At 70.0% G+C, this 11,846-nt stretch carries 9 protein-coding genes and 1 pseudogene; 3 read left to right on the top strand and 7 right to left on the bottom strand.

Annotated features, from left to right (window positions below; translation table 11 throughout):
• The first annotated feature begins 3 nt into the window (after nucleotides 1-3).
• Nucleotides 4-1,260 (top strand): C4-dicarboxylate transporter DctA, encoded by a 1,257-nt coding sequence (dctA, locus tag OPU66_RS08720; protein WP_498553235.1) that lies wholly within the window; start codon nucleotides 4-6, stop codon nucleotides 1,258-1,260.
• Here the strand turns inward: dctA and OPU66_RS08715 are convergent, their stop codons facing one another.
• The 7 genes from OPU66_RS08715 to idi all read right to left on the bottom strand — a co-directional run bounded on the left by OPU66_RS08715 (nucleotide 1,261) and on the right by idi (nucleotide 9,775).
• Nucleotides 1,261-2,847 carry a peptide chain release factor 3 gene (locus OPU66_RS08715; RefSeq protein ID WP_498553234.1) on the bottom strand — a complete coding sequence of 529 codons (1,587 nt, stop codon included), beginning with the start codon at nucleotides 2,845-2,847 and terminating at the stop codon, nucleotides 1,261-1,263.
• Nucleotides 2,848-3,102: 255 nt separating this feature from the next.
• Complete coding sequence (locus OPU66_RS08710) at nucleotides 3,103-4,596, bottom strand: SulP family inorganic anion transporter (RefSeq protein ID WP_498553233.1); 1,494 nt, start codon at nucleotides 4,594-4,596, stop codon at nucleotides 3,103-3,105.
• Between the two features lie 74 nt (nucleotides 4,597-4,670).
• Complete coding sequence (locus tag OPU66_RS08705) at nucleotides 4,671-5,369, bottom strand: carbonic anhydrase (protein ID WP_498553232.1); 699 nt, start codon at nucleotides 5,367-5,369, stop codon at nucleotides 4,671-4,673.
• A gap of 102 nt (nucleotides 5,370-5,471) precedes the next feature.
• Nucleotides 5,472-6,776, bottom strand: coding sequence for an ATP-binding protein (locus tag OPU66_RS08700; protein WP_498553231.1), 1,305 nt, complete (start codon nucleotides 6,774-6,776; stop codon nucleotides 5,472-5,474).
• Nucleotides 6,773-7,483, bottom strand: coding sequence for a response regulator (locus tag OPU66_RS08695; protein WP_498553230.1), 711 nt, complete (start codon nucleotides 7,481-7,483; stop codon nucleotides 6,773-6,775). The genes OPU66_RS08700 and OPU66_RS08695 overlap by 4 nt, the downstream gene beginning before the upstream one ends.
• 33 nt (nucleotides 7,484-7,516) lie before the next feature.
• Nucleotides 7,517-9,154, bottom strand: a complete 1,638-nt coding sequence (locus OPU66_RS08690; protein ID WP_498553229.1) for an ATP-binding protein — start codon at nucleotides 9,152-9,154, stop codon at nucleotides 7,517-7,519.
• Nucleotides 9,155-9,220: 66 nt separating this feature from the next.
• Nucleotides 9,221-9,775, bottom strand: coding sequence for an isopentenyl-diphosphate Delta-isomerase (gene idi / locus OPU66_RS08685; protein ID WP_498553228.1), 555 nt, complete (start codon nucleotides 9,773-9,775; stop codon nucleotides 9,221-9,223).
• Nucleotides 9,776-9,852: 77 nt separating this feature from the next.
• Between idi and bchI the strand changes: the two genes are divergently transcribed.
• Together bchI and OPU66_RS08675 are read left to right on the top strand one after the other, a co-directional pair.
• On the top strand, nucleotides 9,853-10,860 hold the full coding sequence (bchI, locus tag OPU66_RS08680) for a magnesium chelatase ATPase subunit I (RefSeq protein ID WP_498553227.1): 1,008 nt from the start codon (nucleotides 9,853-9,855) through the stop codon (nucleotides 10,858-10,860).
• Nucleotides 10,857-11,846, top strand: a pseudogene (locus OPU66_RS08675) (magnesium chelatase subunit D); the annotation flags it as partial. The gene bchI and the pseudogene OPU66_RS08675, both read left to right, overlap by 4 nt.

Raw genomic sequence — 11,846 nt, 5'->3', positions numbered from 1 at the left:
CGGATGCCGGGGCTGTATGTGCAGGTGCTGCTGGCGATCCTTGCCGGGGTGCTGCTGGGCGCGCTGTGGCCGGAGGCGGGCACGGCGATGAAGCCGCTCGGCGATGCGTTCATCAAGCTGATCCGGATGCTGATCGGCCCGATCATCTTCGTGACCGTGACGCTGGGCATCGCCAAGGTCGGCGATCTGCGCGCCGTCGGCCGGGTCGGGCTGAAGGCGTTCGTCTATTTCGAGGCGGTGACAACGCTGGCGATGGTGATCGGGCTGGTGGTCGTCAATCTGGTGCGGCCGGGGGCGGGGATCGGGGCCGATCCGGCGACGCTCGATGCCGGGTCGGTCGCCGCCTATGGCGCGCGCGCCGAGGCGGGCGGGGTGAGCGATTTTCTGCTCGGCATCATTCCCGACAGTTTTCTTGGCGCGCTGGCGGGGGGCGAGCTGCTTCAGGTGCTGCTGGTCGCGGTGCTGAGCGGGATCGCACTCGCGCGCGGCGGCAGCCATGCCGCAGGCGCGCTCGACGTGATGGAACGGATCGGCGATTTCCTGTTCCAGATCATCGCGCTGCTGATGCGGCTGGCCCCATTGGGCGCTTTCGGGGCGATGGCCTTCACCATCGGCCGCTACGGGATCGGGACGCTCGCCCAGCTCGGCGCGCTGATGGCGAGCGTTTATCTGACCTGCGCGCTGTTCATCGCCGTCGTGCTGGGGGTGATCGCGCGGCTGGCGGGGTTCAGCCTGTGGGCGTTCCTGCGCTATATCGGCGATGAATTGCTGATCGTGCTCGGCACCTCATCGTCCGAAACCGCGCTGCCGCCGCTGATGGCGAAGCTCGAAAAGCTCGGCTGTGCGCGCCAGGTGGTCGGGCTGGTGGTGCCGACCGGCTACAGCTTCAACCTCGATGGTACGTCAATCTATCTGACGATGGCGGCGATCTTCATCGCCCAGGCGGTGGGGGTTGAGCTGTCGCTGGCCGATCAGCTGGCGCTGCTCGCGGTGCTGCTCGTCACCTCCAAGGGCGCAGCGGGGGTAACGGGGGCGGGGTTCGTGACGCTGGCGGCGACGCTCAGCGCCGTCGATACCGTGCCGGTGGCGGGCATTGCGCTGATCCTGGGGGTCGATCGGTTCATGTCGGAAGCACGGGCGATCACCAATCTGATCGGCAATGGCGTCGCGACCATCGCCATCGCCCGCTGGGAAGGCGCGCTCGATCGCGACACGTTGGCCCGGGAACTGGGCGCGCGGAAGTTGGGGCCGCGCGCCTGATCAGGCGCGTTCGCGCGTCGCGCTGAAGCGGATCGCCGGATAGCGGCCGGCGACATAATTCACTTCCCACGCATCCTTGGCCATGAACACCAGCGCCTCGTCGCGGTCGCGGGCGAGCGCGGCGCGGTGAAACTCGGCAAAGCTTTTGAGATCGGCATCGCTGCCCGCGATCCAGCGCGCCGTATCCCAGGGCGAAGCCTCGAGCCGGGCATCGACCTTATATTCCGCCTCCAGCCGCGACACGAGCACTTCGAGCTGGAGCTGGCCGACCACGCCCACCACCCACTGGCTGCCGATTTCGGGGTAGAAGACCTGGATGATGCCTTCCTCGGCCAGATCGTCGAGCGCCTTGCGCAGCTGCTTGGTCTTGGTCGGGTCCTTGAGCGCGACGCGGCGCAGCAGTTCGGGCGCGAAATTGGGCAGGCCGGTAATCACGCGCGGCGCGCCGTCGGTCAGCGTGTCGCCAACGCGCAGCGTGCCGTGATTGGGGATGCCGATGATGTCGCCCGGCCAGGCTTCCTCGGCGGTTTCGCGTTCGCGCGCAAAGAACAGGATCGGGCTGTGGACCGAAATCGCCTTGCCGGTGCCGACCTGGGTCAGCTTCATGCCACGGCGGAACCGGCCCGAGCACAGGCGCATGAATGCCACCCGGTCGCGGTGCATCGGGTTCATATTCGCCTGCACCTTGAAGATGAAGCCGGTGACCGCCTGATCGTCGGGCGACACCGGGGCGGGATCGGCCGGCTGGGGGCGCGGGCTGGGGGCAAAGCGGGCGAGCGCGTCGATCAGCTCGGCGACGCCGAAATCCTTGAGCGCCGACCCGAAATAGACCGGCGTCAGATCGCCATGGCGATAGGCCTCGGCATCGAAAGCGGCATAGCCGGCCCCGGCCAGCTCGGTCTCCTCGGTCAGCCGCGCCAGCGCATCGGCGCTGATCGCCGCCGCCAGCCGGGGATCGTCAAGTCCGCTGACCGTCGTGACGTCGCCCTCGAACGCGGCCGTGCCGTCGGCTGCCGGGCGCATCAGCCGGCCGCCTTCCAGATCATACAGCCCTTCGAATGTGCCGCCCATGCCGACCGGCCAGTTCATCGGCGCGACGTCGAGCGCCAGCTGATCGGCAATCTCGTCGAGCAGCGCAAACGGCTCGCGCCCTTCGCGGTCGACCTTGTTGATGAAGGTGATGATCGGCACCGAACGCAGCCGGCACACTTCGAACAGCTTGCGCGTCTGCGCCTCGATCCCGCGCGCGGCGTCGATCACCATCACCGCCGAATCGACCGCGGTCAGCGTGCGATAGGTGTCTTCGGAAAAATCCTCATGCCCCGGCGTGTCGAGCAGGTTGAAGGTCAGCCCGTCGCGCTCGAACGTCATCACCGACGAGGTGACGGAGATGCCGCGCTGCTGCTCGATCTTCATCCAGTCGGACCGCGCCCGCCGCGCCGCGCCGCGCGCCTTGACCTCGCCCGCGGCATGGATCGCGCCACCGAACAGCAGCAGCTTTTCGGTCAGCGTCGTCTTGCCGGCATCGGGATGCGAAATGATCGCAAAGGTGCGCCGGTCAGGGCGGGTCAGGGGGCGTGCGTCCATGGTCGCGGGGCCTTAGAGCATTTTCAAGCCGGGGGGAAACACCCGGCGGCCCGGAAAATGCGACCATCGGGCAAGCTGGCGCGGCCCGTGTGGCGCAACCGCGGCGGCGGCCGCACCAACGCATTTTCAAGCCGGGGGGAAACACCCGGCGGCCCGGAAAATGCGGCCGGCAAAGGCCGTGCGGGAGCGGTGGTCCGCCGTGCCCGGACTGGGTGGCCCGGCGGCGGCGCTGCCGCTGGCCGGGCCGGGAACGGCTCAGCCGGCGCGGCTGAGCGGCCCGATCTCTCCGTCCATGTCCACCCGGCCGCCCGCCGCCCGGCGGCGTTGCAGCCAGTCGCGCAGCAGTTCGGCCGATGTATGGTCGGCATCGGCAAGGCCGCGCACGTCGAGCCTGACCGGCCCCGCGGCGGGGGCGGAATCGAGCGCAGCCGACAGGCGCGGCAGCGTGAGGAAGGTCGCCGTGCCGTCGAGGCGGATCGCATGGGTGTCGCCGTCGCTGCCGGTGTCGACCTTCAGCCCGAGCCGCTTCACATGCGGGATCAGCTCGACCAGCGACAGCGCGATGCCGAGCAGCACGCCGGTCAGCAGATCGGTGGTGACGACCGCGATCAGCGTTGCCGCCCAGATCAGCGCCGGCAGCACGCCATAATCGCGCAGCAGATGCCGGGCATGATCGAGGCTGACGAGCCGCAGCCCGGTGACGACCAGCACCGCGCCAAGGCTCGCCATCGGGATCGCTTCCAGCACGAACGGCAGCAGCGCGACAAAGCCGAGGATCCACACGCCGTGCAGGATCGCCGACAGCCGCGACACCGCGCCCGCCTGCACATTGGCCGAGCTGCGCACGATCACCCCGGTCATCGGCAGCGCCCCTGCAAGGCCGCACAGCAGATTGCCGATGCCCTGGGCGCGCAGTTCGCGGTTGTAATCGGTGCGCACACCGTCATGCATCTTGTCGACGGCGGCGGCCGACAGCAGCGTTTCCGCGCTGGCGATGAACGCGATGGCAAGCGCGGCCACGATCACCGCCGGGGTCGCGAGCGCCCCGAGGAAACCGCCGCCGGGCAGGGTGATGGCACTGGCGAGCGAGTCCGGCACGCTGACCCGGGTCACCCCGATCGTCGGGGCCAGCGCCGCCAGCGCGAGCGCCAGCCCGGTGCCGAGCAGCACGCCGACCAGCGCGCCCGGCACCAGCCTGAGCGCGGCCGGGCGGAAGCGTTCCCAGCCGATCATGCCGGCAATGGTCGTCAGGCCGATGGCAAATGCCATCTCGGCCGCCTGCAGATCGGCAAAGGACAGGCCAAGCAGCCGCCCCGGCATCGCGGCCAGATTTTCCAGCCCGCTCGCCAGCGGGCGGGCGTCGAACAGCAGATGGAACTGGCCGACAACGATCAGCACGCCGATGCCCGCGAGCATCCCGTGCACGACCGCCGGCGAAATCGCCCGGAACCAGCCGCCCATGCGGAACAGCCCGGCGGCGACCTGCAACAGCCCGGCCAGAACGAGGATCGGGCCGAGCGCCGCCAGCCCCAGATCGCGCACCAGTTCGAACACGATCACCGCCAGCCCGGCGGCGGGGCCGCTGACCTGAAGCGGCGATCCGGCGAGCATCCCGACGACGATGCCGCCGATGATGCCGGTAATCAGCCCTTTTTCCGGCGGCAAGCCCGAGGCGATGGCAATGCCCAGACACAGCGGCATCGCGACCAGAAAGACGACGACCGACGCGGTCAGATCGCGCAGCGTCATGGCCCTGGCGGACCCGGCGAGGCCGCCGCCGGCCGGTGCGGCCGCTGCTGTTCCGACGCGACCGGCAAAGCCGGTCATTCCGCTGCCTCGGCGATCAGGCTGAGGTCGGCGGCCTGACGCGGCCGCGCCTCAAGCGCGATCGGCATCGGCCGGTCCTCGCGGATCGGGGCGAAGCGGTTTGTCTGCCCGTCAAGTGCCAGCACCTCGCCGGCATGGATGTCGAAGAACCAGCCATGCAGCGACACCGTGCCGCGCGCGATTGCCGCGGCGACCGACGGATGGGTGCGCAGATGGGCAAGCTGGGCGACGACATTTTCCAGGATCGCGGCGCGCAGCCGGCCGGCCGGATCGAGATGGGCATAGCTGCTCTCGACGATGCAGCCGACCGCATGGCTGTGCTTCAGCCAGGCGGCGACATTGGGCATCGCCGACAGCGACTGCGGATCGAGCAGCGCCTTCATCGCGCCGCAGTCCGAATGGCCGCAGACGATGATGTCGTTCACGCCCAGCCCCTCGACCGCATATTCGACGGTCGAGGTCACACCGCCATTGGCCTGGGCGTAAGGCGGCACGATGTTGCCGGCGTTGCGGCACACGAACAGGTCGCCGGGATTGGCATGCATGATTTCTTCGGGCACCACGCGCGAATCGGCGCAGCTGATCATCAGCGCCTTGGGCCGCTGGCCATGGATGGCGAGCCGTTCGTACAGATCGCTGCGGTGCGGAAACACGTCCCGCTGAAACTGGATCACCCGCCCTGCCAGCTCGTTCATGATCGCCAACCCTTTTCGTGCCCAATGCCTCACGTGAAAGGATTAGGGCCTGTTCGTTGCTGCCGCTCCGCGGCTTTGTAAGGAAATGTTGCTGGCGGGCGTTCAGCGGCGGGGCAGGGCGAGTTCGGCCGCCAGCCCCCCTGCCGCCCGGTTGCGCAGGCGGATGCGCCCGCCCTCGCGCTCGGCATAGCGGGCAACGATCGCCAGCCCGAGGCCGAAGCCGACGGTGTCGCGCGGCCGCGCGCTGTCCACCCGCACAAACGGTTCGAGCACGCGGGCGAGCATCGCCTCGGGCAGGCCGGGGCCGTCATCCTCGACAGTGATCAGCAGCTCGTCGCCCATATTGGCGAGCGTCAGCACGGCATTGCCGCCATAATGCAGCGCATTGCCGACCAGATTGCCGAGCGCGCGTTTCAGCTCGACCGGCCGGACCAGCGCCTCCAGATGCACCGGGCCGAGATAGCGGGCATCCAGCCCGCGGTCGGCGGCATCGTCGATCACCGTTGCGCACAGGATCGCGATGTCGGTGCTGACCGGTTCTTCCGGATCGTCGTCGCCGCCCAGATAGGCGAGCAGCGACCCGACCATCGCCTCCATCTCGGCAATGTCGGACAGGATCGCCTCGCGCGCGTCCGCATCGCCGACATGATCGGCGCGCAGCCGCAGCCGCGCCAGCGGGGTGCGGAAATCATGGCCGACCGCGAACAGCGCCTGGGTGCGGTCGGCGATCAGCGCATGGATGCGCGCCTGCATCCGGTTGAACGCGGCGATCACGCGCGCGACATCGGCCGGGCCCTGTTCGGCGACCGGGCGTTCATCGCCGCTGCCGAACCGGTCCGCAGCGCTGGCGAGCGCGCGCAGCGGGCTGAGCACCCGCCCGATCAGCAGGCTGCCCAAGAGAATCAGCGCCGCCGCCGGGATCAGCGCCAGCAGCACCCGTTCGGTCGCGAGGTTGAGGCCGTGAACCGGCTCCAGCGTGCGGAAGGCCAGCCAGCTGCCATCCTTCAGCATCAAGGCACCGGTGACGACCGAACTGCGCCCGGGCGCTGCCAGCCGCACCTGCAGCCGCGTGTCGGCAAGCGAGGGTTCCCAGGCAATGATCTGGTCGCGCATCCCGTCGAGCGGCGGCGCGATCGGCGGGGCCTTGGGCACCGCCTGCTGCCAGCGCAGGCCATAACGGTCGGTCGTCAGGTCGCGCGCCATCGCCGGCCGCTCGCCCGCGGGGCGCGCCTCGACCAGATGGCGCGAAATCACCAGATGTTCGGCCAGCCGCCGCGCCTCGTCGTCGCGGACCGAAAACTGGCTGGCGCGTTCGTAAAGCAGCGTCGAGATCGCAAATTCGATCAGGATCGTCAGCAGCAGGATCGCGACAATCTGTCCGATCAGGCCAAGCGGCCGGCCCTTCACCCGCGCTCCACCGGCACGTTCAGCATATAGCCGACGCCGCGCACCGTGAGGATCGGGGCATCGCGTCCGGCACCCGACAGCTTGCGCCGCAGGCGGCTGACCAGCACGTCGACGCTGCGGTCGGAACTGTCGCCCAGCCGGGCGCGCGACAGCTCGATCAGCCGCTCGCGCGCGATCACGCGCTGCGCATGGTCGCACAGGGCGACAAGCAGGTCGAACTCGGCCCCGGTCAGGTCGACGATCGCGCCGGTGGGCGACAGCAGCTGGCGGCGCGGCAGGCTCAGCCGCCAGCCGTCGAAGGACAATGTGCCATCGTCGCGCGCGCCCTGGTCCGGGGCCAGAGGCGGGCGGCGCAGCACCGCCCGCACCCGGGCGATCAGCTCGCGCGTGCCGAACGGCTTGGCGATGTAATCGTCCGCGCCTAGCTCCAGCCCGACCACGCGGTCGGTCTCGCTGTCCTTGGCGCTGACGAAGATGATCGGCGCGGCGCTGCGCTGGCGCAGCGCGCGGCACAGGTCGAAGCCGTTGGTGCCCGGCAGCATCACGTCGAGCAGGACAAGATCGACCGGCCCGCGCTCGAACGCCTGCCACATGTCGGGGGCGGCGGCGGCCGGCTGCACGGCGAAACCGTTTTCGCGCAGCGCCCGCGTCATCAGCGCACGCAGCGCGGGATCGTCTTCGACCAGCAGGATATTTGGCGCGCTCACCCCTTGATCACCTAGAAACGAGCCGGGCGCCGGTCAATCACGCGCCGGTCCGTCGGGCGGGGGGCGGCCGGCCGGCTCGTCGCCCGTCTTGGCCGTCATGCGCGCGGCGGCGATGCTGGCGGCAAGGCTTGCCAGATCATAGGGTTTGCGCAGCATCCGGCTGCCGGGGGCCAGCGCCCGGCGAACAAGATCGGTATCGGCAAAACCGGTGGCGAAGATGATCGGCGCGGTGATCCCCGCCGCGCGCAGCGCGCGGGCGGTGTCGGCCCCGTTCATGCCCGGCATCACCAGATCGACGATCATCAGCTCGGGCGGCTCGGCGCTTGCAAGGGCGAGTGCCGCCGCGCCGCTTTCCGCCGCGACCGGCCGGTGTCCCAGATCCTCGAGCATCGCGACCGTCATCGCACGGACATCGGCATCGTCGTCGACCACCAGGATGCGCGCTGGCGGGATCCTCGCGGGCTGGCCGGGCATGGCCGTATCGGCCGGCGCAGCGGCGGGGCCGGGCACGGTTGCGCGCAGCAGGATCGCCACGGTCGTGCCTTCGCCAAGCCGGCTGGCGATTTCCGCCCGGCCACCGGACTGGCGGGCGACCCCGTAGACCATGCTCAGGCCCAGACCGGTGCCGCGATCGACGCTCTTGGTGGTGAAGAACGGGTCAAACGCGCGGGCGGCGGTTTCGGCGGTCATCCCCGTGCCGGTGTCGCCGACGCTGATCCGCACATAATCGCCATCGGCCAGTTCGGCGTCGCCGGCGATCCGTTCGGCGGCGACGCGGATCGTGATCCGGCCGCCGCCCGGCATGGCGTCGCGGGCGTTGATCGCAAGGTTGAGGATCGCCAGCTCGATCTGGGTCGGATCGGCGAGCACGGCGGGCGTATCCGGTGCGATGTCGACGGCGATGGTGACCGCCTGGCCCACCGCCGTGCCAATGAGCGGACGCATCGCCTCGATCAGCGGGCCGGGTGCGCAGGGGCGCAACTCCAGCCTCTGGGTGCGCGAGAAGGCAAGCAGCTGCGCGGTCAGCCGCGCCCCCCGGTCCGCCGCCTGCGCGCCGAGCGCGGCCCATTTGGGCACGTTCGGCGATGCGGGATGTTTGGTGATGAGCGCGAGGCTGGCGGCGACGCTTTGCAGCAGATTGTTGAAATCATGCGCGATACCCCCGGTCAGCTGGCCGACCGCTTCCATCTTATGGGCCTGGCGCAGCGCATCCTCGACCCGCTTGCGCTCGGCAATCTCGTGGGTCAGCCGCTGCAGCGTGCGTTCCAGATGCAGATTCTGGTCGCGCAGCGCGGCTGGAGAGGGGACCATCAGCAGTTTGGGGATCATCGGCCACAGCACCAGCGCGGTGCCGATCGAGGCGATGGCGGTGACCACCTTGACGATCGCTTCGATGCCGTAATCGGCGTGCCAGAGCGTCCAGACCGACAGCAGATGCGTCGTCCCGCAGGCGACGATGAACAGCGCGAACAGCCAGAAAATCCAGCCGAAATCCAGGTCGCGCCGGCGGCGGACGAAACTGATCAGCGCCACCGGGATCGAGAAATAGGCCCCGGCAATCAGCAGATCGGCAATGACATGCGTCCAGACCAGCCGGGGATCCCATAACAGGCAATAGCCATGGGGGGCGAGGCGCCGTCCCGCTTCCAGGAATTCGGAAAACCAGGCCATGATGACGGGTCCTTGCGCGCGAACATGCCCCCCGGCTCGTTTTGCGGCGTGCGACTCGCCTGCGGATCAGGCGACCGGCATGGGTTCCCCGATCCGCGCTGCCAGCACAAGCTCCGGGATTGTTTGCAGATAAATCCCGAACCAGGGTGTGAAGCGGTGCGGCCGGGCCGCATATTCGGCCTCCAGCGCATCCGGCGCGATCCAGCGCCAGCCGCCGACTTCGCGCGGGTCGGGGGCCGGGGGCGCGTCGGTCTCGCCGATGAACAGATGGACGATCTCGTTTTCATACCAGCCATCGTTCAGCTCGGCATGATAGGCGGTCCGCCCGGCGGCATGCAGCCGGGGCGCAAGGCCCATTTCCTCGCGCAGCCGCCGCGCCGCCGCATCGGCATCGGCTTCGCCGGCGCGCGGATGGCCGCAACAGGCGTTCGACCACAGCCCGCCGCAATGATATTTGGACAGCGCCCGCTGCTGGAGCAGGATCTCGCCCGCGCTGTTGAACAAGAACACGGAAAAAGCGCGGTGGCGCAATGCTTTGCGGTGTGCGCTCAGCTTGGCGTGCAGCCCCGTTGGCTGGTCCCGCTCGTCGACCAGAATGACGCTTTCTTCTTCATCGTTCATCGTTCGGCGATCCGCTCTTGCCGTTTGCCCGCTGCGGACACTAGCATGTGTCAACTAAGTCTGACAGTGGAGTGCCGGTGAGCGGATTTCCTTTTGCGGCCATCGTCGGACAGGACGAAATGAAGACCGCGCTGCTGATCGCGGCGGTGGAGCCGCGAATCGGCGGCGTGATGGTGTTCGGGGATCGCGGCACCGGCAAGTCGACGGCGGCGCGTGCGCTCGCTGCGCTGCTGCCGCCGATGCGGGTTGCCGCCGGCTGCCGGTTCAACTGCGATCCCGACCGGGGCGGCTGTGCCGCGACCGCCGGCGATTGCGCGGCCGGCGAGGTCATCGAGGTGCCGGTGCCGTTCGTCGATCTGCCGCTGGGCGCGACCGAGGACCGGATCACCGGCGCGCTCGACATCGAACGCGCGCTGGTCGGCGGCGAAAAGGCGTTCGAGCCGGGGCTGCTCGCCCGCGCCAATCGCGGCTTTCTGTATATCGACGAGATCAACCTGCTCGAGGATCATCTGGTCGATCTGCTGCTCGACGTCTCGCAGTCGGGCGAGAATCTTGTCGAGCGCGAGGGACTGAGCATCCGCCATCCCGCCCGCTTCGTGCTGATCGGCAGCGGCAATCCGGAGGAAGGCGAATTGCGGCCGCAATTGCTCGACCGGTTCGGGCTGGCGGTCGAGGTGCGCTCGCCCGCCGATCTCGACGCACGGGTGGAGATCATGCGCCGCTGCGACGCGCATGACCGCGATCCGGCGGGTTTTGCCGCGCGCTTTGCGGCGGAGAACGGTGCGATCCTCGGCCGGATCGCGGCGGCGCGGGCGGCGCTGCCCGCCATCTCGGTCGGCGATGCGGCGCTGGCCGATGCCGCCGCGCTGTGCCTCGCGCTTGGCGTTGACGGGCTGCGCGGCGAACTGACGCTGATGCGCGCGGCCCGGGCGCTGGCCGCGCTGGGCGGGGCGGACGATGTGACCCGCGATCATATCCGTGCGGTCGCGCCGCTGGCGCTGCGTCACCGGTTGCGCCGCAACGTCCTCGACGAAACCGGATCGACGGTCCGGATCGACCGGGCGATGGCTGAACTCTGGCCATGACCGCGGCGGGGGCCGGTGCTGCGGGTGATGCGCAGCCTGACGATCCGGCCGACGATCTGGCCGATGCGCTGACGGCGATCCGGCTGTTCGCCTGCGACCCTCTTGGCCTGGGTGGGCTTTGGCTGCGCTGCGACGACCTGGTGTTCGAACGGCTGCGGCCGCTGATCGACGCGGCGCTGCCCCCCGCCATGGCGCGGCGGCGTCTGCCGCTGGGCATCGACGATGACCGGCTGCTGGGCGGCATCGATATCGGGGCGAGCCTTGCCGCCGGCCGGCCGGTGCGCGTCGCCGGGCTGATCGAGGAGGCGGCGGGCGGGCTGCTGATCCTGCGCGGGGCCGGGCGGATCGAAGACGGGCTGGCCGCGCGCCTCGCCCAGGCGCTCGATGCGCGGCAGGTGGCGCTGCTGCTGGTCGATGACGGCCGGGCGGGAGAGGCGGAGGGGGATGATCCCGTGCCGCCCGCGTCGCTGACCGACCGGCTGGCCTTTCATGTCGATCTGCGCGGGCTGCGGGCCTTGCCCCCGGCCGCGACCGGCGGTCCGGCGGCCCCTGCCGGCGGGGCGATGCCGTCCGCTGACGATACGACGCTGGCCGCGCTTGCCGGGGCGAGCCTCGCCTTTGGCATCGCATCGGGCCGGGCACCCGTGCTCGCGCTCAGGGCGGCGGTGGCGGCCGCGGCACTGGCCGGGCACGATGCGGTGGCGCGCGACGATGCGCTGCTGGCCGCGCGGCTGGTGCTGGGGCCACGGGCCACGCGCCTGCCGCCTGCCGAACCCGAGGACGCCGCCGATCCGCCGCCCGAGCCGCCGGAACCGCCTGATGCGCCCGATGATCGGCCCGAGGCAGAGGAGGATCGGCCCGAGGCCGAGCTGCCGCTTGAGGATCTGGTGCTCGATGCCGTGCGCGCCAGCCTGCCGCCCGAGCTGTTCGAGCGGCTGGCGGCCGAGCGGCGGCGGATGCAGGGCGGTCAGCGCGGGCGCGGGGCG

It is taken from the genome of Sphingomonas sp. URJC2 (assembly GCF_059803575.1).
The sequence above is the reverse complement of the archived record's forward strand: the minus strand, read 5'-3'. Positions and strand labels throughout refer to the sequence as shown.

Excerpts from the sequence above, each read along its gene's own strand:
- dctA (WP_498553235.1), top strand. The coding sequence starts at position 4 with ATGCCGGGGCTGTATGTGCAGGTGCTGCTGGCGATCCTTGCCGGGGTG.
- OPU66_RS08715 (WP_498553234.1), bottom strand. The coding sequence starts at position 2,847 with ATGGACGCACGCCCCCTGACCCGCCCTGACCGGCGCACCTTTGCGATC.
- OPU66_RS08710 (WP_498553233.1), bottom strand. The coding sequence starts at position 4,596 with ATGACGCTGCGCGATCTGACCGCGTCGGTCGTCGTCTTTCTGGTCGCG.
- OPU66_RS08705 (WP_498553232.1), bottom strand. The coding sequence starts at position 5,369 with ATGAACGAGCTGGCAGGGCGGGTGATCCAGTTTCAGCGGGACGTGTTT.
- OPU66_RS08690 (WP_498553229.1), bottom strand. The coding sequence starts at position 9,154 with ATGGCCTGGTTTTCCGAATTCCTGGAAGCGGGACGGCGCCTCGCCCCC.
- idi (WP_498553228.1), bottom strand. The coding sequence starts at position 9,775 with ATGAACGATGAAGAAGAAAGCGTCATTCTGGTCGACGAGCGGGACCAG.